Genomic DNA, 22533 nt, shown 5'->3' with positions numbered 1-22533 from the left:
GCGGCAGTAGATGATCTGGCGGAAATCCTCCACGGCTGTGTGCATGACGGGGCCAGCATCGGCTTTGTCCTTCCGTTTACCGAGGGTGACGCACGAAAATACTGGCTGCAAAAAAGTTCGGCCCGGGCTGAAATCCGCTGCATTGGAGCTGTTTGTCCTCCACGACAACGGGCGCATTCAGGGCACGGTGCAACTGATCCCCGCGACCATGCCCAATCAGCCGCACCGCGCCGATGTCGCAAAGCTTCTGGTGCACCCGAACGCCAGACGGCGCGGTTTTGGCCGCGCCTTGATGCAAGCCCTCTTTCAACGAACGACAGAGTTGGAACGCACGATGCTGGTTCTTGATACCCGCAGCACCGACCCTTCTCGATTGCTCTATCTGGACCTTGGGTTTCAGATCGCCGGGGAAATTCCGAACTACTGCCGGAACCCGTTCGAAACCAAATTGGAACCCACAACTTACATGTATAAAGAGCTGTCAGCCTGACGCCGTACAGCGACCGTATGACCGTGGGACATGGATTTTCCATGATTTTCCATGTGGTCCACGCGAAGCCGTGCGAAAGGTTCGGGGCATCCCCATGCCGCGCCTTTGGGTCAGAGTCATCGCGGCACGCGCTGCAACCAGGCCTGAACGCATTCGGATTCAATCGCCCGGCCACCTTCAGGGGTGACCGGGCAATCAATGAAGTGCCTTGCGTTCAGAAATGCGCTGACTTCGTGCCTGCGGGCTTTTCCATCGGAGGCGCAAATTTGGTCAGGTCGATACCCTTCACGGCCGACTTGTATTCCTCGGCGGTCGGCATCCGGCCCAAAACAGCCGACAGCACCACCACCGGGGTCGATGCCAGCAGGGATTCACCTTTCTTGTCCGCCGCGTCCTCAACAACACGCCCCTGGAACAGGCGTGTGGACGTGGCTAGGACAGTATCGCCCTTTGCGGCTTTCTCCTGGTTGCCCATGCAGAGGTTACATCCCGGACGCTCCAGATACAGGATGTTCTTGTATTCCGTCCGCGCTTTGCTCTTTGGGAACAGATCGTCGAATTCAAAGCCTGAATACTTCTGAAGAATGCTCCACTCGCCTTCTTCCTTAAGCTCATCGATGATGTTGTAGGTGGGCGCAGCAACGACCAGCGGGGCCTTGAACTCTACCGTGCCCTTCTCCTGCTCGATGTTTTTCAGCATCTGCGAGACGATGACCAGATCGCCCTTGTGCACCATGCACGATCCAACAAATCCCAGATCGACCTTCTTTTCCCCCTTGTAGTGGGAAACCGGCCGGATCGTATCGTGGGTGTAACGCTTGGAAACATCGGCGTTATTGACATCCGGGTCGGCGATCATGGGTTCGCTGATCTCATCCAAGTCAACCACCAGCTCGGCAAAGTACCTGGCGTTTTCATCCGGTTTCAGGGCAGGCTTTTCACCCGACTTGATTTCCGCGATCCGCGCATCGGCCTTGTCGATCAGGCCTTGCAGTGTCCGGGCCTCGTTATCCATTCCTTTTTCGATCATGATCTGGATACGGCTTTTCGCGATTTCCAGAGATTCGATCAACGTGTCATCCGCTGAGATGCAGATCGAGGCCTTGGCCTTCATCTCGGCCGTCCAGTCGGTGAAGGTGAATGCCTGATCCGCCAGCAACGTTCCGATATGAACTTCGATGATCCGGCCCTGGAACACGTTGTCACCGAATTTCTTCAGCATCTGCGCCTGGGTGGCGTGAACCACATCGCGGAAATCCATGTGATCCGCCATCTGACCCTTGAACGTCACCTTGACCGATTCCGGAATCGGCATGGTGGCTTCGCCGGTGGCCAGCGCCAGTGCAACAGTACCCGAGTCAGCACCAAACGCGACGCCTTTGGACATACGCGTATGCGAGTCGCCGCCGATGATGATTGCCCAGTCATCCACGGTGATGTCGTTCAAGACCTTGTGAATCACGTCTGTCATCGGGTGATAAACACCTTTGGGGTCACGCGCGGTGATCAGGCCAAAGTTGTTCATGAATTTCATCAGTTTTGGGATATTTGCCTGCGCTTTGGAATCCCAAACCGAAGCTGTATGACAGCCAGACTGATAGGCGCCGTCAACGGTGGGCGATATCACTGTCGCCGCCATGGCTTCCAGTTCCTGCGCCGTCATCAGACCGGTGGTGTCCTGCGAACCGACGATGTTGACCTTCACCCGAACGTCCGAGCCCGCATGCAGAACTTTGCCTTCGGCCACGCCAACCGCGTTCTTGTTGAATATCTTTTCAACCGCCGTCAGGCCCTGCCCTTCATGCGAGATCTCCTTGGACGGTGCGAAAGCGGATTTCAGTTCGAGACCGAGCGTCTCGGCCGCGAATGTCTGGAGCTTTTTGCCAAAGACAATGGCATAAGATCCTCCGGCCTTTATGAATTCGATCTTTTGCGGCGTGAAGGACGATGACAGATCGACCAGCTCTTTGTCGCCTGCATCATTGTACAGCTTTTTGTCCTTGGTGTTGATGGTCAGCACCGTTCCGGTCTCGACGGAATATTTCTGCTCGAGGATAGGATTGCCGTCATTGTTCAGAATCGGCTTGCCGTCGGCATCCACTTTCTTGACCCAGTTCTTGAGGTCGATGCCGATCCCGCCGGTTACGCCGACGGTGGTCAGAAAGATCGGTGAAATCCCGTTTGTACCGGCAACAACCGGCGCGATGTTCACGAAAGGCACATAGGGGCTGGCTGGCTTTCCGGTCCACAATGCGACGTTGTTGACACCGGACATGCGCGACGATCCAACGCCCATCGTCCCTTTTTCAGCAACCAGCATGACACGCTTGTCCGGATGCTGCTTTTGCAAGTCCTGAATCTCGGCCTGTGCTTCAGGTGAGATCATGCACTTGCCGTGCAATTCACGGTCCGACCGCGAATGCGCCTGATTGCCGGGCGACAGAAGGTCGGTCGAAATATCCCCTTCGGCCGCCACATAGGTCACAACCTTGATTTCTTCTTCGATGTCGGGAAGCCGGGTAAAGAACTCGGCCTTGGCATAGCTTTCCAGAATGTCCCTGGCGACGGGGTTCCCGGCCTCAAACGCCGCTTTCAACCGGTCCGTGTCTGCGTCGTACAGGAACACCTGTGTTTTCAGAACTGCCGCCGCCTTCTGCGCAATCTCTGCGTCGTCGCCCAGCGCCAGATCAAGCAGAACATCCACCGACGGGCCGCCCTTCATATGCGACAGCAATTCAAACGCGAAATCCTGCGAGATTTCTTCGACCGTTGCCTCACCCAGGATGATCTCTTTCAGAAAGCGCGCCTTTTCACCTGCGGCGCTGGTTGTGCCCGGAAGCGTGTTGTAGATGAAATAGTTCAGTGAATCGGCGCGATGCGCGTGACCCGCATCTTTGATCTGCCCGATGATTTGCTGCAAAAGGGCACCGTCTTCGATGGGTTTGGGGTGCAGGCCCTGTTCTTTGCGCGTCTCGATTTCGTTCAGGTATTCTGTGTAAAGGCTCATGACGGTTCCGACCATTTAGCTGATGCACCGGGTCACGAAAAAGCCCGGCACCTTGAATTTGTATGCGGCGGTATACCAAATCATGCCAGCAATCAAGCCACCGATCTGCGACCCGGTGTCCTGCCCCACGGGCGATGACCGCCGCTATGTCGGGCGGTGCGTCGATGGGAATGTCGATCCCCTAACCCCCGAAAGCCGCTATAAGCGCTTTCGCCAAGGGCAAAGAAGAATAGCCCAACCGTGAAGGTGTAAGCCCCATCCGCACGACCACCATGTCACGCGACGGGAAAACTCCGATGGACTGACCGTCATGCCCTTGCAACCAAACCGCATCTTCGAACGGTGGTAGGTCGCCCGGCGACTTCAACCAAAGATGACCCTTGGCATATTCCCCGCCAGACGCCGCAACGGGCTCGAACATCCAGTCCACAAAACCTGTGGGCAAGATCTGTGCGCCGTCCCACACCCCTTTTTGCAGCAGAAACTGGCCATACCTCGCCCAGTCACGGGCCGTGGCGTACATATAGCTGGACCCGATGAATGTATCGGCGACATCTGTCTCGATGATCGCCGAAGTCATGCCGAGCGGTTCAAAAAGCGCATCCCGAGGATGGCTCAAACCGCCTTCGGGCAGCTTGTCCTGCCACACCCGGGACAACACGGTGGACGTGCCGGAGGAATAGTTGAAATCGGTTCCAATGCCGGCTTCCAGTGCACGGTCAGCAGCGAAACTGGCCATGTCATCGCTGAGATACAGCATCCTGGTCACGTCTGACACGTCTCCGTACTCTTCATTCCATTGCAGACCGCTTGTCATTGCCAGCATGTCCGCAACAGTAATGCCTCGCCTTGCGTCTTCTGCCCATTCGGGAAAGCTGTCGACGAGGGTGTCCGATACATTCATCCGGCCCGCGTTGATCAACGTTCCGATCAGCCCCGCTGTGACCGTCTTGGTCATGGACCAGCCCAGCAACGGCGTGTCGGCGTCAAACCCTTCCGCATAGCGTTCGGCCACGATGCGCCCGCCTTGAACCACCACTACGGCGCGGTATCCTTTGCCAAGCAGCTTGTCATCCGACAAGACGGCCTGAATTTTGGGATCATCAGACAGCGCAACGTCGTTTCCCGTTGGCCAAAGGCCGGGCATCGGGGACTTGGCGGCTTCAAACCGCCGCGCACTCAGGGATGTACCATGGACGTTGGTGCAGCCAAACCCCTGCCGGAACTGCGACGTGGCGGGCGCGAAGAACCGAAAGAGCCGCGCGTGAACAGTCTGCGCCTGTCGATCGACCTCAATCGAAACATGTTTGAGCAGCGGATGCCCCGGGGCCTGCACATCCACCGTAAGGACCTCGTCCGGATCACGTCCTGCAATGAAAACGTTCGAACAGACGATCTTGGCCGAGTAATTCGTACCCACTTTCAGCAAGTCCGGCGGGGCGATCAGCAGATAGCCAAGCACTCCCACGATGCCCAGAACCACGACACCTAGACCCGTTTTCAATATCTTCCTGAACACCCGCAGACCTGCCCTGTTGCTGTCTTTTCAGCACAGGTTAGATACATCCAGCTCGGTTTTGCCACTATTCCGTTGCGTATTCTTCCGACGCTGACCGGCAGACCCGGCGTTTCTCTCTTTCTCTGTAAATTGCTCAGTTGGCCTCGTTGCTTTGATCCTGCGACAACCAAAAGCTTTGCAACTGCCCTGCGAGACGTTGCCAAATCTGTTCACTGTACTCTGACTGCGGTCCAGCCAAACGGACCATTCTTATTGTCAGCGCCTGTGCAGGCAGAGCTTCTTCAACGCTTACAAGCTGCCCCTGAGCAAGCGGCGTGGCGACCAAAGAGTGGGGTAGCCATGCAACGCCGATTTCATTCACGGCATATTGCAGCATTGCCAAAGTCAGGGCCGTCTCGGCTTTGGCCATGATTCTGGTTTTGTCGGGCAAACGCGGTGCAATCAATCGGGAAAACACCTGCCCAAGAAAGACATCAGGCGGGTAGACAATCGCGGGAATGGTCTTGCCATCCAATTCCCTGCGCATTGCCGGGGCACATACCGGGATCAAAGTATCAGCACCAAGCGACTTTGCCTCAAACGCATTTTCGAGGTTGTGCACCCTGCCGTCCGAGATCGCGTACATGATCGCGAAATCGACTTCCTTCGAGATCAGCTGCAACAGACACTCGTCCTGATTTCCCGATCGCACCTGAACCGAGATATCGCTGTTTTCGGTCAACATCCGGACCACTTTCGGCGAGACGGTTGTCGTCAGAGCATGTTGGCACACAAGCGACAAAGACTGGCTGGCCTGATCGCTTTCTGTTTTCAAAGTGTGACGCAGTTTGTGCAGGCGCGCACTCAGCTCGCGCAGTTCAGGTTCCAACGCCTGAACGCCCGGCATCAGGGATACGGGTTTGCGGCGACGGTCAAACAGGGTCGCACCGATACTGCCTTCGATGAGCCGCACCCGACGGGTAAAGGCAGATTGGGTCAGCAGCCGTTTTTCCGCGGCGCGTGTCAGCGATCCGTTGTCCAACACGGCCAATATGTCATCGATCCATTCCAGGCGCATGTGTACCAGATACCGCAGCCTTGATTAACATGCAATTTTTGCAACATATTTGCTGAATTTCGAATTAGCAGCGCGGTAATTCAAAGTGTAAATTGACGAAAATCAATATTAGGAATTGTGATATGCATCTTGCCCGCTTCCCCCGCCTTCACCTCGCCCATCTGCCGACACCGCTTGAACCGATGAAGCGGCTTTCCAAAGAGCTGGGTGTGGAAATCTGGATCAAACGCGACGATTGCACCGGCATGTCAACCGGCGGCAACAAGACACGCAAGCTGGAATTCCTGATGGCCGAAGCGGAAGCGCAGGGCGCGGACATGGTGATGACGCAAGGTGCCACACAAACCAACCACGGTCGACAAACCGCAGCCTTTGCCGCCAAGCTGGGCCTTGATTGCCATATTCTTCTGGAAGATCGCACCGGCTATCAAGATGGCAACTACAATACAAACGGCAATGTCCTGCTGGACCACTTGCACGGTGCGACGACCCAGAAGTTTCCCGGAGGTCACGATATGCCGGGCGAAATGGAAAAGGCTGCCGAGAAGAAACGGGCAGAAGGCCGCAATGTCTATGTCATTCCCGGCGGCGGCTCGAACCCGACCGGGGCGCTGGGCTATGTAAACGCGGCCTTTGAACTGCTGGGGCAGGCCAATGACAGCGGATTGCGGATTGACCGGCTGGTACATGCAACCGGGTCGTCCGGTACGCAGGCAGGTTTGGTGACAGGAATGTGCGCCATGAATGCGCAGGTGCCGGTGCTTGGCATCGGGACAAGGGCACCTCAGCCAAAGCAGGAACAGATGGTTTACGACCTCGCCTGCAAGACGGCCGAAAAACTGGGGTGCGCAGGCGTGGTAAAGCGCGAAGATGTCATGGCCAATACCGACTATGTCGGCGAAGGCTATGGCCTGCCCACTGAAAGCGGCATCGAAGCGATCCAGATGTTTGCTGAATTGGAAGGTATCCTTTTGGATCCCTGCTACTCGGCCAAGGGCGCTGCGGGCCTGATCGATCTGGCGCGCAAAGGCGAGTTCAAAGACCAGCGGGTCGTTTTCCTTCATACGGGCGGCGCCGCGGCTTTGGCGGGGTATGACTTTGCGTTCGATCACAAAAACCGCTGGGTGAATATCTGAGCAATGATGCTGCGCCCCATCGGCATTCTTGGCGGCATGGGCCCCGAGGCAACGATCCTCCTCCAGCGCAAGCTGGTGGAGGCTGTACCGGTGCGCGATGATCGGGACCACATTCCGCTTCTGATCGACATGAACACACAGGTGCCATCGCGGATCGCGCATCTGATCGAAGGGTCGGGCGAAGATCCGGGGCCGACACTGGCGACGATGGCGCGACGTCTTCAGGATGCCGGCGCCGTGGCGCTGGCAATGCCCTGCAACACGGCGCATCACTATGCCAAGGCGATCACCGATGCCGTGACCGTTCCGCTGTTGAATATGGTTGATCTGGCTGCGGATCACGCCGCCGGGACACTCGGGAAGGGTGGGTGCGTTGGTGTGCTCGCGTCTCCGGCGGTGCGCCGTACTTGTCTTTTCGAAACAGCCCTGCAAGCGCGCGGGCTGTCGACCGTTTGGTCCACGGATGACGACGCGATGCTGGCCGCGATCCGCGCGATCAAGGTCAACGGCCAAAGCGACAAGGCGCGCGAAACGCTGCGCGCGTCTTCAAAGGCACTGGTCGAGGCGGGGGCAGACTTGCAGTTTGTCGCTTGCTCCGAGTTTTCCCTCATTGCCGACAGCGTCGCGGACGACGCCAATGCAGTGGACACGGTCGATCTGCTGGTCCGCGCGATCGTCAGTTTTTCTCAGACGGGCTGCAATGCGAGTTAGCGTAGGGCTTTTTCAACGGCAGTCGGTGGGCCCATAATCGTTTTGCCCGGTCACAACCGCTGCCAAAGCTGGTACGCGATCTGATCCAAGCTGGCCGGATTGGAAAAGGCTGAAATCGTCAATGTCGCGCACCATGCATCATCACCGACCGGTACCAATACCCCCTGATCAAGTTCCTCGGCAATCGCCGTTTCGGGCATCCAGGCAAATCCGCTGCCTGTCATCAATCGTCGCTTGATCGTTTCGACCAGACTATCGACATAAATCGTCTCGGTATTCTGGGGTTTCCGGTCAACGGTGTTTTCGACGACCATGCCCAAAAACGACGATCGGTCATAGGCCAGATAGGGGATCGGCGGGCCATCCTGTCTGGATAAATCCCACCCCATTGTCCGTACCGGCTCAACAGCAGCTACCGGGATCAGACGATCCTTCAGCAGATCCTTACGCTCGAACGCGGTTTCGTCGATCATGGGCGAGACAGAATGGTGATAGTAGCACAGCAGGATATCCACCGCGCCTTCGACCAAAAGATCACAGCAGGTGCTCAGAGAATCGGACAGGACGCGCGTGCGCAGATCCGGGATCTGTTTCTGCAATTCCTCTATGCGGGCTGCCAAAAAATTAACCGCAATGGTATGCAGAACCGAAAATCGGATGAACCGACTGTCGCCCCGGTCGGCGTCCCGCAGGGATTGGCGGGATTCTGACAGCTGTGAAATCGCCGCCTGAGCAACAGGCAGGAATTGTTTGCCGGCCTCGGTCAATTGCACCGGATACGTTGCCCGATTGACCAAGGGCAGCCCGACCCAGCTTTCCAACGCCTTGATTCTGCGACTGAATGCGGATTGCGTGATGTTACGCTCATCAGATGCACGGGTGAAGTTCAAGGTCCGGGCGAGGCATTCAAAGTCGCGTAGCCAATTCAGATCCAATGCGTATCCCCGCTTGTTAACGACCGTTTTCAACAAGCATACAGGAACTATGCAGAAACAGAATAGTTTGATGAAATGTTCGAATTGGCTCTCGGAAAAGTTCCTGTTCTAGACTTCTGGGTAGGGTCTGGCGGTTGGTCCTCTTTTCAGCCTTCCGTCCGAAGTTGCGGCCAAAAGCAAGTTGGCACGACCCTATTGCGCAATAGGAAAGTCGAACGACGGAAAAAACGACGCCGAACCACGGCGCATTTCAACAGAGGAGAAGACCATGAGAACCAATCTAAAAACGCTGGGGATGGCTGCTGCGGTCAGCGTCTGCGCCATGCCTGCATTCGCAGCCGAAGAGGTGAAAATCGGCGTGCCATCCTGGACCGGCGCACAGGCCATTGCCCATCTGCTGGGCGCGGTCGTGGAAATGCGCATCGGTGGCAAAGTGGAATATGTGCCCGGCAACAACGCCACGATCTTTCAGGCGATGGATCAGGGCAAGGGCGACATCGATGTGCATCCCGATGTTTGGCTGCCCAACCAGGAAAGTTTCACCAAGAAATATGTGGACGAAGCCGGCACCGTTACCTTGTCGTCGAACCCCTACGAGGGCAATCAGGGCTTTTGCGTCAGCAAAGACTTTGGTGAAGCCAACAACATCACCGACATCGCTGATCTGGGTCGCCCGGATGTAGCCGCATTGATGGACAGTGACGGCAATGGCAAAGGTGAAATGTGGATTGGCGCGCCGGGTTGGGCTTCGGCCAATGTGAACGAAGTCAAAACCCGCGATTACGGCCTGCTTGATTTCATCGAGCCGGTCCGTGCCGAGGAAAGTGTGAAGACCGCGCGGATCAAGGACAGCATAGCCAAGGGTGAAGGGTACGCCTTCTATTGCTACAAGCCGCATGCCGTCTGGTACATGTTCGACGTTCAGATGTTGACCGAGCCGCCATTTGACCCGGCAAAATACGTGATGGTCCAGCCATCTGATGATCCGGACTGGTACAACAAATCCAGCGTTGCGACCAAGGACGCCCTCAAGAACGTACAGATTGCATGGTCCAACACGCTGCCAGAGCGCTCTCCGGCGATTGCTGATTTCTTCGCGAATTTCGCATTGACGGCGGATGATGTGAGCGGGTTCGCCTATGAGATCAGCGGCAAGGGCCGGGATCCGGCAGAGGTTGCCCGCGAATGGGTCGAAGCGAACCCGGATCGTGTCGACGCCTGGCTGGGTCTCTGATCTTTCGTCCCAAAACAGGGTGGCGGCGATTGGCGGCGCCACCCAAATGCGCACCTCCGGGGGACCCATGAGCGACGATACCGTTATTGAAATCTCGAATGTCTGGAAGATATTCGGGGGCAGGCCCGAGGTGGCGCTGCAAGCGATCCGCGACCGCGGGTTGGACAAGGCCCAGGTGCTGGCTGAATACAACTGCGTTGTCGGCGTGGCGGATGTCAGCCTGTCGGTCAACCGGGGCGAGATATTCTGCATCATGGGCCTGTCAGGCAGCGGAAAATCCACTCTGGTCCGCCACTTCAACCGGTTGTTGGAACCTACCGCCGGCAAGATCGAAATCGAGGGCACTGACGTGATGGCTCTGGGTCCGAAAGAGCTCCAGCAGTTTCGCAACAACAAGATTGGCATGGTCTTTCAGAACTTTGCGCTGATGCCGCATCGGTCTGTGCTGGACAATGTCGCAATGCCGCTGGAAATCCGGCAGGTCAGCAAGAATGAACGCATGCGTCAGGCCGCCGCAATTCTGGATATCGTCGAACTCGGAGCCTGGGGATCGAAATTCGCACACGAGCTGTCCGGTGGTATGCAGCAACGTGTGGGCCTTGCCCGGGCACTGGCGGCGAACCCGGATGTGTTGTTGATGGACGAACCGTTCTCGGCGCTGGACCCGTTGATCCGGCGGCAATTGCAGGATGAGTTCATCCGACTGAGCAAAATCCTGAAAAAGACGACGATCTTCATCACCCATGACCTGGATGAAGCAGTTCGCATCGGGAACCGGATCGCGATCATGCGCGACGGCAAGGTGGTACAGATCGGGACGGCCGAAGACATCGTCATGAACCCCGCAGATGACTATGTGGCCGATTTCGTTGCGGGCATATCGCGGCTCAAAGTGGTGCGCGCCCATGCGGTCATGCGGCCCATACCAGAGCATGTTGCGACCCATGGGCCGCTATCGGCAGATGCCCCACGTGTAAACGAGGGTGAGAACCTGAGCACGCTGATCAATCTGGCAATCGACAACGACAGCGCAATCCTGGTGGAGGACGGCGGCGTGGATGTTGGCGTCATAACCCGTGCCGATCTGTTGCGCACCGTGATCGAAGGGACCGAAGTGTCATGAGCACATCTGATGTGAACCCGCTGGAAGATACCGAAAGCGAAGCCGCATTGGCGTATGCCGAAGAGCGGCGCGAAAACATACGGGAATTTGTACGCACCAGCCCCGACTACTACATCCGCAACTTCGACAAGATCGGCGCGTCGTCCCGCTTTACACCAACCTTCAATCTGATGGCCGGATTGTTTGGTCCGGTCTGGTTCGGTGCCCGGGGCTTGTGGTCATGGGCGCTGCCATTTCTGATCCTCGAAACAATAGCCTATGTGCAGATCGCGCGCGGGATGTTCGGCGATCTGGCGGCCGAGGCTATGGAACGCATCGCTTCGATTGAAGGGACGCTTGAACTGCGCCGTCAACAGTTGGCCGCTGCCATTGAAAACAATTCGGACAAGATCGATGTCTATCAGCGAACGGTGGACTCGCTCGAGGAAAACATAGGCGGCATCCGCGCCGAAGCCGAAGCGATGGCCGCGGAAGGGCCTTACATTGTTCTGACCGGCCTGATCATTCTGATCATCGTCAAGCTTGTTCAGTCACAGGTGGCAAACTGGGCGCTCGAGGCGCGTTTCTCGGAATGGTTGTCAGATCGTTCAATCCGATCAGCAATGCCGGTATCGCAGATCGTGTTCAGCGCGGTATTCATGGCGCTGATCGTTGCTGCGGCGATGATGCATTACAGCTTTCCGGGGCGCTTCTCGTTGCTCAGCCATTTCCCGACAGACCCCAACATCCGTCTGACCAGCATCACCTGGGTGGAAGACTTCATCGCCTGGTGCGTGCGCAACAGCGAAGCGTTCTTTGACGGGCTGACATTCGGTATCCGTACACTGCTGGACGCGCTTGAGGTCATCTTGGTGCAGACGCCCTGGATCGTGATCGCCAGTCTCATCATTCTGCTGACATGGCTGACTGCGGGCGTCAGCACGGCAATCTACTCGGGCGCGTTTCTGGCCTATATGGGGCTGTTGGGCTTCTGGGAGGGCGCTATGACTACGCTGGCCTTGTTGGGGACAGCGGCGTGCCTGTCGATTGTCATCGGAATTCCGCTGGGCATGTTCGCGGCGCGTCGGCCTCGGTTTTATGCTTTCATCCAGCCGATCATGGACTTCATGCAAACCATGCCCGCCTTTGTTTTCATGGTCCCCGTGATCGCGTTTTTTGGTGTCGGCAAGCCGGCGGCGGTCGTGGTCACGATGATTTTCGGCGGCACACCAGTGGTGCGCCTGACCGTCCTGGGCTTGCGCGGCGTACCCGAAAGTGTACGCGAGGCGGCGATCAGTTTCGGCGCCAACAAATGGTACCTGCTCACCAAGGTCGACTTGCCGCTGGCAAGCCCGTCGATCCGGGCGGGGATCAACCAGACAATCATGCTGTCATTGGCAATGGTTGTCGTGGCGTCGCTGATCGGTGCCAAAGGGCTGGGCGAAGACGTTCTGGAAGCGTTGCAGTACGCGAATGTTGGCCAGGGTATCCTTGCAGGGTTCTCAATCCTGTTCTGTGCGATGATTCTGGATCGGATTGTGCAGGGCGGCCGGAAATGACACCCATCGTATTTGTCCATGGGTTTCTGGGCGGCAGTCGGCAATGGCAACGCCAGGTCGAGGCCTTGCAAGGTTACGATGTCATCACGCTGGATCTGCCGGGTTTTGGCGAAAATGCGCAACGCGACGCATTTTGCAGCATCTCGGGATTCGCGGACTGGGCTCTGAATGAGCTGAAGTTGCGCGATATCGAGACATTCCACCTGGTTGGTCACTCGATGGGTGGAATGGTCGCGCAGGAAATGGTTGCCCGTGCGCCCGAGCGTGTTGACCGTTTGGTTCTTTATGGCACCGGGTCCGTAGGAGTGCTGCCCGGGCGGTTCGAGACCATTGATACCTCGAAAACCCGTGCCTGTTCAGACGGGCCGAAAGTGACGGCGCGGCGGATTGCGGCAACCTGGTTTCTCGAACGCGAAAAAGCCCTGGAATACGAGCTTTGCGCCACGATAGCGCAGAAAAGCAATCTGAAAGCCATGCTCGCTGGTTTGGACGCGATGCATTCCTGGAGCGGTGCTGAAAACCTGCCGGCAATCAAGACGAAAACGCTGGTTATCTGGGGGGATCGTGATCGCACCTATCCATGGAGTCAGACGGAACAGCTGTGGCAGTCCATCCCGAATGCAAACCTCGCGGTGATTCCAAACTCTGCACATGCGACGCATCTGGAAAAAGCCGATCTGTTCAATGGGATATTACGAGATTACCTTGCTGCCTGATGCATTGCACAAAACAAATGAACCGGTCAGATGATGCCATTCTGCGGAAAACCGGATGATCAATTTGGTCGAACGCCATGGTCCGTCAGATCCATCAGTTGATCGGCAGGCTTTTTCGTATCAGCGCGTCGCCGCAAGACGCCCGGTTCGTGACCTGATTATCAGCAGGGCCCCAAATAGGCATGCGTTCCTGCCCTCACGCCGGATTCGTGGAAAAGTTTCTTTCGCGCCATTTGTACAACACAGCCGACAGCATTGCGCAGGCGATCAGATTTGCAAAACACGAACGTCGGGCATGGACCGGATCGTGGCCAGATCCTGCTCGTAAAGCTCTGTGAACGCTTCAACTATGTCAGAGTTCCAACCCGGCAAGTCGAGCTCTTCTTCGATCTGCTCCGGTCGGGCGTATTCGTCCAGAATATTTGCCATCTCTTCACGTCGGCCGGTCCGGTCAAGGGCGTCCCCTTTTCTCACGATGTCCAATACATGACGTTGTCCCGCCTCTGTCAAAAGAGAAGACAGGAATGCAAACTCTTCGTGAAGCACAGCCTCATCAGGCAATCCCGCTATGGCGCGGATGATATCGCCCCAGATAAGCGGGGAATTCTCGTGCTCCCACAAGGTGAGTTGAACCTGAGGCGCGAGATCCCGCAGGTCCTCGATCATGCCAAGCCAGCTAAGGCAGCTTAAATCGGTACTGGCCAGAATGTCCCGCCGATGGTCTTCATGGATCGAGGCCAGAATCTTTGGGATGAAAACCCCGGGGTTCACCAGCCCTGCAAACACCTGAACCTGGGCGCCATCCAGCAGAGAGTCCGTATGGGCCGTTCTATTCCCCGCAAACGGATAGATCTGGCCGTCTTGCAGTGCGGTGCGCCTGGGGCCAAAGAACTTGTCGCTCGACACAACCACGCGGTCCAGGTTCTGGTTTCCGGCAACAAGCTCGGACAATCTGTTCCGTGCGTCTGCATCAGATACACCCTGCATAATCGATTCAGACATCACTTTCACGAATAGCCGGGACCGACGCGGCCCCAGAACCGCAGTTCGGTACTCGGCCAGGACCCTCCTGTTCGCGCCAAGCGAGGACATCACCAGCCCTTCATCCGAAAAAGCAACACCTGCGTGGATGGCAACCTGCATTTTTCCTTTACCCCTTGGCTTTTCTGCATAGCCACGTCCGTTATAATTCGCGAGATACTTGCAACGGATGAATTCAGCGTTTTTTTGCACGTTCTCAGGAAATCGGGCAATGTCTAAGTTTGGGCTAAAATTCAGGCTTGCAGTCAACTGCCAGAGGAAGTAATCGACAGCCAGTGCCCCTATAGCTCAGCTGGTAGAGCAACTGATTTGTAATCAGTAGGTCCGCGGTTCGAGTCCGTGTGGGGGCACCATTTAAAACGCTTAGCCTTCAACGCCATCAAATCAGTTACACCCAACAAATTCAGGTGCTTGCCTGTTTCCTGGTTGGGTTTGATATGGGTTGGAACGTAATGTGAACCTTGTAACGAACGCGGTTCTACAAGGACGCGATATGCCGCAGCTTAAGTTCTCGGATTCGACCCTAAAAACGCTGTCGGCGATTAAAACGACATGGTTCACCGACCCAGATGTGAAGGATCTGCGCCTGTGCGTCACCAAAGGCGGGGTCAAAACATGGTGGGTCAACAAGTGGGATTCTGAGGCCCGGAAGACCCGCGCCGTCAAACTCGGCTAATGGGCGAACCAAGGCACGCATTGCGCCTGGGCCAAGAAACAGGTCGGCAAGGCGCTGCTCGCAATTCAGGAAGGCAATGCCCTGACCAAGGGCGAGCGCGAACCAAAACGGGCTGAGCTCGGCATCCCGACATTTGCGGACGCACCGGAGCAATACAATACCCAACGGACAACGGCACGGGCGTCAAGCAACCGTCCAGATCGCCCGCCTGCCTGGCTTCGGCTGGGAAAAGGGAAAGTCGGGCCTCTGACGAAGGCCCGCAACAACGCCGTTGTACAATGTTTCAAAAAGGTATTCTCTGACTTCACCCATTAACAGTTGCGCATCACAAATGAACGGTCGACATACCGAATTTCTTTCCAAATGTCTGTCCATCGATCTGGAGGTGGATCCCAAAACCGCCAAGGTATTTGCCTTTGCCGCCGTTCGAAACGATGAGCAACCAGCTTTGAAGTCGGGCGCCAGCGCGCTGGAGAAAAATCTCGACCGCCTTGAAGAGGCCATCGCAAGTGTTTCACACCCGATTGGTCACAATTTTCTGCACCACGATATGGAACACCTGGTCGCCGCCAGACCACGGCTGGGCCGGATCATGCAGGCCCCGATTGATACGCTGTGGCTGAACCCGCTGGCCTTCCCGCGCAACCCCTATCACCATCTGGTCAAACACTATCACGACGGGCGGTTGGCCGCAGGGCATATCAATGATCCGGAACTGGACGCCCAGCTTGTCTTTGAGGCACTGGCCAATCAGCTCGACGCTTTTCAAAACCTTGCCCAAAGCGAGCCGGATGCCCTTGCAGCCTATCACTACCTGACCACCCGAATGGAACAATCGGAAGGGTTCGATGCGGTTTTCCAGTACCTACGAAAAGCCAATTGCCCGCCGCAGGATGAAGCCGTCACTGCCATCCGCCGGATGCTGGATGGTCGGGCTTGTGGCAAAAGGGTCGAACAGACTCTGAGGCGGCTTGGCAATCCCCGAAACGGATGGCCCATGGCCTATGCCCTGTCCTGGATCACCGTAGCGGGAGGGGACTCGGTCATGCCGCCATGGGTCCGGGCGCAGTTTCGCGAGGCATCTCTGATTGTCCGGCATCTCAGGGATACGTCCTGCAAAGACCCCGCCTGCCTGTGGTGCGCGGAACAGAATGACCCGGTCCGTGCGCTGAACAGGTGGTTCGGGTTCGACAGTTTCCGCCCACAGCCTGTGGATCCAGATGGTCACCCCTTGCAGGAGCGCATTGTCGATGAGGCAATGTCCGGAAACAGCCTGTTGGGCATTCTGCCAACAGGCACCGGCAAGTCCGTGTGTTACCAGGTGCCCGCTTTGTCGCGGTTCGACAAAATCGGGGCGTTGACCGTGGTCATTTCCCCATTGGTCGCGCTGATGGCAGATCAGGTTCAGGGTATGGAGCGCGTGGGTATTTCCTGTTCCGTCACTGTGAATGGTCAGATGTCCATGCCCGAGCGACAAGACGCCCTGGACAAGGTCCGCATGGGCGATGCGGGCATTCTGATAATCTCGCCCGAGCAATTGCGCAGTGCGTCCATCCGGTCGGTGCTGGCACAGCGCGAAGTTGGCCTGTGGGCTATTGACGAGGCGCACTGCGTGTCGAAATGGGGTCATGATTTCAGGCCGGACTACAGGTATCTGGGGCGGTTCATCAAAGAGTTCTCGGGCGACCAGCCCCCTGCCCCGATCCTCTGCCTCACGGCGACCGCCAAACCCGAGGTGATCGCGGATATCGTCGAGCATTTCCAGTCTCGCGCCGGGGTCGAACTGCTGTCGCTTGATGGTGGGGCATCGCGGAAGAACCTGACATTTGATGTCAGGCCTACAACTAAGAACAGCAAACTGACCGATGTCCTGAAAGTGATCGAAGAGTTGCTGCCCGCTGAGGGCCGATCCGGCGCCGTGATCTATTGCGCGACGCGTAAAGAGACCGAGCGCGTTGCCGAGTTTCTGAAATCACAAGGCATGGACGCTGCACATTTCCACGCCGGGCTCGGGTCTGATGACAAACACGATGTCCAGGAACGGTTCCGGGTCGGAGACCTGCGGGTGATCGCAGCCACCAACGCTTTTGGCATGGGCATCGACAAACCCGATATCCGGCTGGTGGTTCATGCAGACATACCCGGGTCGTTGGAAAACTACCTACAGGAGGCTGGGCGCGCCGGACGCGACCGCGAAGACGCCGATTGCGTGCTTTTGTACGCCGGGGATGATGTGGAGCGCCAGTTCAGGCTGTCTGCGGGTTCGCGTTTGGCACGGCATGAAATCGGAGCCATTCTGAAAGCCCTGCGCCGGATCGACGAGCGCACACGCAAGGCTGGCAAGATCGTCGCCACCGCGGGTGAGATTGTCCGAGACGAAAAGGATCAAGAATTCGAACGGGACAGCGCGACGGATGACACCCGTGTCAAGACGGCGGTGTCATGGCTTGAGGAAGCGACCCTTGTCACGCGCGAAGAGAACCATGTTCGTATTTTCCCGTCTTCGCTGACGGTCGGCACCTTGGACGAGGCGAAACAACGGCTTGCGGATGCGGAGATCACCCAAGCGTATCGCAAACAATTGCTGGCCATCGTGCAGCATCTGATTTTGGCCCCGGCGGATGAAGGGATCTCAACCGATCAGCTCTGCGGCGTCAGCGGTTTGACACCCGGTGCACTGACCAAGGCAATGGCCAATCTCGAAAGCTTTGGCATCGCGCGCAACGACGTCGCGATCACGCTCTTCATCCATGTCGGTGTGGCGCAATCGTCTTCCGGACGCCTCACGCAGGCTGCAAATCTGGAGCGGGATTTGATCGCATCGATGCGAGAACTGGCACCGGATGCCGACAAAGAAACGCCAATGCCCCTGAACCTGCAGGAAACCTGCCAGCGTCTGCGCGATCAGGACCACACCGATGCCCGCCCTTATATCATCGACAAACTGATCCGGGGCATAGCACGGGACGGCAAGGGGCAGGATGGTGGCACCGGCAATATCAGGTTGCGCAAAATCAGCCGGAACACCCTGAACGTGACGCGGATAAAATCGTGGGAAGTCATTGCCCAGACGGCCGAGCTCCGGTGGCAAGCGGCTGGAATTCTACTGAAGTTCCTGACCGGGCGGCTTGACAAAGGCGCGCGCGGCAAAGACCTGCCGGTTGAAACCACTGTGGGTGACCTTCTGGCGCAGCTCACGCAGGATGCCGTTTTGAAATCCAGCGGTCTGCGCGACATGACCAAGCTTTTGGAACGCTCGCTGCTGTGGATGCATGAACAGGGCGTGCTGACATTGGGGAAAGGGCTGACCGTGTTCCGCCCCGCCATGACCATATTCCTCAACCCGAAAGGCGGCCAGTTCACGCAATCCGACTTCCTTCCTCTGGAAGAGCATTACGCCGAACAGACGCTTCAGACCCATGTCATGGCAACTTATGCGGAAACCGGTCTGGACAGGATGACGGACGCCGAACGCCTGTCGGAAGATTACTTTCTGCTCAACAAAGAGCAGTTCATGAAACGTTGGATGCCCGGCATGGCACGTGAGGTCCGACGACAGACAACCAACAAGTCCTGGACCGCCATTGTCGATGACCTGGGCAACAAGGTCCAACAGGACATCGTCGCGGACGATCGCGACCAGACCAATGTTCTGGTTCTGGCGGGCCCCGGATCGGGGAAGACCCGCGTTCTGGTGCATCGGATCGCTTATCTGTTGCGGATGAAGCGTGAAGACCCGCGCGGTATTCTGGTACTGGCCTACAACCGCCACGCTGCTGCCGAAATCCGTGTTCGGCTGCGGGCGCTGGTGGGCGATGATGCGGCGGGGGTCACGATCTCGACGTGCCATTCGCTTGCAATGAAGCTGGTTGGAGCCAGTTTTGCCGGGGTTGAGGCCGCAACGGAAGATTTCGACAATGTCATTCTGGAGGCGGTACGCCAGCTCAGCCCCGAAGGGCTGACCAAAGCCGAAGCCGAGGCACAGCGCGAAAGCCTGATACAAGGGTTTCGCTGGATATTGGTGGACGAATATCAGGACATTGGCCCAGAGGAATATGCGCTCATTTCCGCCGTGGCAGGTCGGTCGCTGGAAGATGCCGAACTTAAACTCAGCCTGTTTGCCGTGGGCGATGATGACCAGAATATCTATGCCTTCAACGGTGCCTCGGTCGATTTCATCCGCAGGTTCGAAGAGGACTACAAGGCCAGACCATCATTTCTGATCGAGAATTACCGCTCGACGGCTCATATTGTCGAGGCCGCCAATCAGGTCATATCCAAAGCGGCTGATCGAATGAAGGCGGACCACGATATCAGGATAAATCAGGCGCGAGTTTCCCAACCCAGTGGCGGGCGTCTGGAGGAGAAGGATTCCGTTGCCCAAGGTCGAGTGCAGCTGCTTGACGTCCCACCCGGCGCCATGCCGCAAGCGGCGGTAGCCATCGATGAACTGATACGCCTTTCTCGACTGGACCCCAATTGGAACTGGTCCCGCGTTGCCGTGATTTCCCGAGACTGGAAATCACTGGATGCCGTTCGGACCTATGCCGAGGTGCAGGGATTGCGCGTGGATATGGCCAACGAAGAGCTTCCAAATGTTTGGCGATTGAGGGAAACCCAACGTCTGGTATCCGGGCTGCGCGGGAAACAAGGCGCACTTCTGGGTATTCAGGACATCCTCACGGTCCTGAATGATCAACCTCGCAACAAATGGGTGGATTTGCTGGCAGAAGGTGTGGCGGAGCTGGCCCGGGAGTTGGGCACCAAAACTATGCCGGTACCTGACATCATTGAATGGATTGCTGACTGGTCCCGGGATACGCGGGGCGAACAGCGCGGATTGCTGTTGCTGACGGCGCACAGGGCGAAAGGCCTTGAATTCGACCATGTCGCCATTCTGAACGGCGGCTGGACGCGGGTTTCGAAGGAAGAAGATCCCGAAGCTCCTCGTCGCCTGTTCTACGTGGCAATGACCCGTGCACAGCAAAGCCTGACCGTGCTGACATCCGGAGAGCACCCGTTTCTGAAATCGGGTTCAGATTCAGTTCTGCACAGGCGCGTGACGCCCGACCTGAACGAAACCTCGTTGCCCGCAACGAAATACCAGATGCCTGCGCTGGATATCGTGGACTTGTCGTTCGCCGGTCGCCAAGGGGATGCACATGACGTGCACAAGGCCGTGCGCTCGGCCAAGGTCGGGGACTCTCTTTCCCTGGTGTTTCAACAACCTCATTGGGTCTTGCTGGACGCCCAAAACCGTGTTGTCGGACGTATGGCCAAATCGTGGAAGCCCCCCCGTGGGCATGTGTTCGCCTCTGGTCAGATCGGTGCGATTATCAATTGGCGCAAAATCGACAGCAGTGAAGACTATGCACACTATCACAGGCGCGACAGCTGGGAGACGGTACTGCCTGAGCTGATCTTCCGACATGAGAATGCCGAAGCCTCGAATGCTCCGCTGATGCCGACGGCCCCAGAGGCTGACCAGACGGACCGTGCCCGGGAAAACCTATATCGACAAACGGCGCACCCTTCTGCACAGGCTTTGGAGGTCTCGGTTCCAGAACCACAGGAGATTGAAAATCCGCCGAAACGCGACCTCAAAACGTTCATCGAAACAGTTGTTGCCGAGACAGGTTCCTGGGATGGTCTTTCGGCGGCGTTGGCAGAGAAAAACATAGTACTGGCGCCCAAGGGCGGCGGCCTTGTCGTCAAATACGCTTCGACCGGCGAAGAAATCACCAAGATTTCTGCGCTTGGCTTCAAATACATCGATCTGATCCGCCATTATGGCAAAGGTTTCCCGGATCACCACGCGACCTGGCTGGTCGAAAAAGCGCTGAACGACGACTATGTTTCCAAAGGCCCACGGCGATCCAGAAAAGCAGGTAGCCGCAAAAGAAAATCGAACGACGATGACGATTTTTCGCTGATCGAAGATTGATGGATTGGCTGCTTCGGAAAGATCAAGTGGCCTCTGAACGGCCCCGTGCCGGACGTTCAAGGGTCATGGGTGATGCTGCGATCAAAGATGTTCGTTCAAGGGACTTCCTTGTGCGTTTTTTCGACAAGCGCAAAACATGGTCAACGCGGAGTATCGACCTTCTCAAAAAGAGCATTTGATTGGCAACAAACCAAAAGAGCAGACTTTCGACGCTGATGTTTCGACACCGCCCGGTCAAGATACCGGTCTCGGAACTTGTATCGGTGAAGGACGTCCCGAGCTTCACCTGGACGGCGCTCTTGATGGGGTGGATGTCGATGCCCTGGTCAGCACTTTCAGGTCGCACTTGGTTGTCGTGATCCTTTCGGAATGCTCTGCGACAATGTTTGTGATCAATTCCGCGGACAGGGCGCCAATGCGCTTGGCCGGGATGCGAATGGTCGAGAGTGACGGTTCGATTTCGCTTGAGCCTTTGAAATCTCCTATTCCCATGACGGACAGGTCTTCGGGAACACGCACACCGCAGTGTTTTGCCGCGTACAGCACGCCCTGAGCGATAATGTCATTGCCGCATAATATAGCGGTGGGACGTGGTGAATGATCCAACAAGCTTATGCAGGCGCGTTTGGCCTCCAAAATGCTGTAGGGAGCTTCCAGGCGCCATTGTTCGGGAACCTCGATCCGTTCCAATCGCAATTCTTCCAAGGCGCCGTGCAACCGGTCATATGCGCGATCATTCCCAGCGGGGTCGGGAAAGATCAAACCTATGTCGCGGTGCCCCAAATCCAGCAAGTGGCGTGCGGACAAACGGCCAGCCTCTGAATTCTGAACACCCACGCAAGACAATCGCGCTTGATCGTCATAGTTCCAGATTGCAATCGACGGAACACCCTGTTGTTCGATCAATTGATAGGTCGCCTCCGAGTGTTCAAGCCCAATGAGCGCAAGCCCGTCAACGCGATGCTCCATCAGTTTGCGCAGCATCTTGTATTCGCGCTCCAGATCGAACCCGTGCGAAGCAATCAACATCGTGAAGCCATGCCGGTCCAGCCCGTCCGAGAAGGATTGGATCAGTTCAGCGAAGATGGCGTTGTCGATTGTCGGCACCACCAGCCCGACAGTTCCGCTGCGTCGGCCGTGCATGACTTGCGCGGCTCGGTTGCGAATGTAACCAAGCTTCTGCACCGCCCGGTCAATCTTTTTTCGAGTCGCCGGCTTGAGCAATTCCGGGTGATTGAAGCTTCTCGAAACTGTCGAGATGGAAACACCGGCAACCTTGGCGACGGCGACAATATCCGGCTTATCTTTATGTTTTTTAACCATAAATTTTGCTCATTCGAGGCTTTTTATGAAAACATTTGCAAAACTATTTTCATCTCTTAGCCTAAAATGTCAACGCGCAAACA

At 56.8% G+C, this 22533-nt stretch carries 15 protein-coding genes and 1 tRNA gene; 10 read left to right on the top strand and 6 right to left on the bottom strand.

Annotated elements, in window-relative coordinates; all coding sequences use genetic code 11:
- Positions 1-142: 142 nt before the first annotated feature.
- Complete coding sequence (locus NOR97_RS00205; protein WP_257599867.1) at positions 143-490, top strand: GNAT family N-acetyltransferase; 348 nt, start codon at positions 143-145, stop codon at positions 488-490.
- 214 nt (positions 491-704) lie between these two features.
- Here the strand turns inward: NOR97_RS00205 and NOR97_RS00200 are convergent, their stop codons facing one another.
- From NOR97_RS00200 to NOR97_RS00190, 3 genes are all read right to left on the bottom strand, one after another.
- Positions 705-3497 (bottom strand): bifunctional aconitate hydratase 2/2-methylisocitrate dehydratase, encoded by a 2793-nt coding sequence (locus tag NOR97_RS00200; protein ID WP_257599866.1) that lies wholly within the window; start codon positions 3495-3497, stop codon positions 705-707.
- 181 nt (positions 3498-3678) lie between these two features.
- Positions 3679-5001, bottom strand: a complete 1323-nt coding sequence (locus tag NOR97_RS00195) for a serine hydrolase (RefSeq protein WP_257599865.1) — start codon at positions 4999-5001, stop codon at positions 3679-3681.
- Between the two features lie 148 nt (positions 5002-5149).
- Positions 5150-6073, bottom strand: a complete 924-nt coding sequence (locus tag NOR97_RS00190) for a LysR family transcriptional regulator (RefSeq protein ID WP_257599864.1) — start codon at positions 6071-6073, stop codon at positions 5150-5152.
- 122 nt (positions 6074-6195) lie between these two features.
- Between NOR97_RS00190 and NOR97_RS00185 the strand changes: the two genes are divergently transcribed.
- Both NOR97_RS00185 and NOR97_RS00180 read left to right on the top strand, forming a co-directional pair.
- Positions 6196-7209 (top strand): D-cysteine desulfhydrase, encoded by a 1014-nt coding sequence (locus NOR97_RS00185; RefSeq protein WP_170347382.1) that lies wholly within the window; start codon positions 6196-6198, stop codon positions 7207-7209.
- A 6-nt stretch (positions 7210-7215) separates the two neighbouring features.
- A complete protein-coding gene (locus tag NOR97_RS00180) occupies positions 7216-7920 on the top strand; it encodes an aspartate/glutamate racemase family protein (protein ID WP_257599863.1) in 705 nt (234 codons plus the stop codon).
- Between the two features lie 50 nt (positions 7921-7970).
- Here the strand turns inward: NOR97_RS00180 and NOR97_RS00175 are convergent, their stop codons facing one another.
- Positions 7971-8855, bottom strand: a complete 885-nt coding sequence (locus tag NOR97_RS00175; protein ID WP_170347384.1) for a LysR family transcriptional regulator — start codon at positions 8853-8855, stop codon at positions 7971-7973.
- Between the two features lie 268 nt (positions 8856-9123).
- On the opposite strand from NOR97_RS00175, the gene NOR97_RS00170 reads away from it, so the two are divergent.
- The 4 genes from NOR97_RS00170 to NOR97_RS00155 all read left to right on the top strand — a co-directional run bounded on the left by NOR97_RS00170 (position 9124) and on the right by NOR97_RS00155 (position 13466).
- Positions 9124-10089, top strand: coding sequence for a glycine betaine ABC transporter substrate-binding protein (locus NOR97_RS00170; RefSeq protein ID WP_170347385.1), 966 nt, complete (start codon positions 9124-9126; stop codon positions 10087-10089).
- A 67-nt stretch (positions 10090-10156) separates the two neighbouring features.
- Positions 10157-11212, top strand: a complete 1056-nt coding sequence (locus NOR97_RS00165; RefSeq protein WP_257599862.1) for a glycine betaine/L-proline ABC transporter ATP-binding protein — start codon at positions 10157-10159, stop codon at positions 11210-11212.
- Entirely contained in the window at positions 11209-12750 is a 1542-nt protein-coding gene (locus tag NOR97_RS00160) for a proline/glycine betaine ABC transporter permease (protein WP_257599861.1), read from the top strand. The genes NOR97_RS00165 and NOR97_RS00160 overlap by 4 nt, the downstream gene beginning before the upstream one ends.
- Positions 12747-13466, top strand: coding sequence for an alpha/beta fold hydrolase (locus tag NOR97_RS00155; RefSeq protein WP_170347388.1), 720 nt, complete (start codon positions 12747-12749; stop codon positions 13464-13466). The genes NOR97_RS00160 and NOR97_RS00155 overlap by 4 nt, the downstream gene beginning before the upstream one ends.
- Before the next feature lie 267 nt (positions 13467-13733).
- Here NOR97_RS00155 and NOR97_RS00150 read toward each other — a convergent pair whose 3' ends face one another.
- Positions 13734-14609, bottom strand: coding sequence for a hypothetical protein (locus NOR97_RS00150; protein ID WP_257599860.1), 876 nt, complete (start codon positions 14607-14609; stop codon positions 13734-13736).
- A 175-nt stretch (positions 14610-14784) separates the two neighbouring features.
- On the opposite strand from NOR97_RS00150, the gene NOR97_RS00145 reads away from it, so the two are divergent.
- From NOR97_RS00145 to NOR97_RS00135, 3 genes are all read left to right on the top strand, one after another.
- Positions 14785-14860 (top strand) — tRNA-Thr (locus NOR97_RS00145).
- A gap of 140 nt (positions 14861-15000) precedes the next feature.
- Positions 15001-15183, top strand: coding sequence for a hypothetical protein (locus NOR97_RS00140; RefSeq protein ID WP_257599859.1), 183 nt, complete (start codon positions 15001-15003; stop codon positions 15181-15183).
- 331 nt (positions 15184-15514) lie between these two features.
- Positions 15515-21127, top strand: coding sequence for a RecQ family ATP-dependent DNA helicase (locus NOR97_RS00135; RefSeq protein ID WP_257599858.1), 5613 nt, complete (start codon positions 15515-15517; stop codon positions 21125-21127).
- 282 nt (positions 21128-21409) lie between these two features.
- Here NOR97_RS00135 and NOR97_RS00130 read toward each other — a convergent pair whose 3' ends face one another.
- A complete protein-coding gene (locus NOR97_RS00130; protein WP_257599857.1) occupies positions 21410-22450 on the bottom strand; it encodes a LacI family DNA-binding transcriptional regulator in 1041 nt (346 codons plus the stop codon).
- Positions 22451-22533 lie beyond the last annotated feature (83 nt).

The sequence above is a fragment of the Ruegeria sp. YS9 genome, assembly GCF_024628725.1.
Classification (GTDB): Bacteria; Pseudomonadota; Alphaproteobacteria; order Rhodobacterales; family Rhodobacteraceae; genus Ruegeria; species Ruegeria atlantica_C.
Note: the sequence above shows the minus strand (reverse complement) of the source record. Positions and strands in the feature narration are given on the sequence as shown.

Coding starts and splice junctions, on each gene's coding strand:
- NOR97_RS00200 (WP_257599866.1), bottom strand. CDS start 3,497: ATGAGCCTTTACACAGAATACCTGAACGAAATCGAGACGCGCAAAGAA.
- NOR97_RS00190 (WP_257599864.1), bottom strand. CDS start 6,073: ATGCGCCTGGAATGGATCGATGACATATTGGCCGTGTTGGACAACGGA.
- NOR97_RS00185 (WP_170347382.1), top strand. CDS start 6,196: ATGCATCTTGCCCGCTTCCCCCGCCTTCACCTCGCCCATCTGCCGACA.
- NOR97_RS00180 (WP_257599863.1), top strand. CDS start 7,216: ATGCTGCGCCCCATCGGCATTCTTGGCGGCATGGGCCCCGAGGCAACG.
- NOR97_RS00170 (WP_170347385.1), top strand. CDS start 9,124: ATGAGAACCAATCTAAAAACGCTGGGGATGGCTGCTGCGGTCAGCGTC.
- NOR97_RS00165 (WP_257599862.1), top strand. CDS start 10,157: ATGAGCGACGATACCGTTATTGAAATCTCGAATGTCTGGAAGATATTC.
- NOR97_RS00160 (WP_257599861.1), top strand. CDS start 11,209: ATGAGCACATCTGATGTGAACCCGCTGGAAGATACCGAAAGCGAAGCC.
- NOR97_RS00155 (WP_170347388.1), top strand. CDS start 12,747: ATGACACCCATCGTATTTGTCCATGGGTTTCTGGGCGGCAGTCGGCAA.
- NOR97_RS00150 (WP_257599860.1), bottom strand. CDS start 14,609: ATGCAGGTTGCCATCCACGCAGGTGTTGCTTTTTCGGATGAAGGGCTG.
- NOR97_RS00140 (WP_257599859.1), top strand. CDS start 15,001: ATGCCGCAGCTTAAGTTCTCGGATTCGACCCTAAAAACGCTGTCGGCG.
- NOR97_RS00135 (WP_257599858.1), top strand. CDS start 15,515: ATGAACGGTCGACATACCGAATTTCTTTCCAAATGTCTGTCCATCGAT.
- NOR97_RS00130 (WP_257599857.1), bottom strand. CDS start 22,450: ATGGTTAAAAAACATAAAGATAAGCCGGATATTGTCGCCGTCGCCAAG.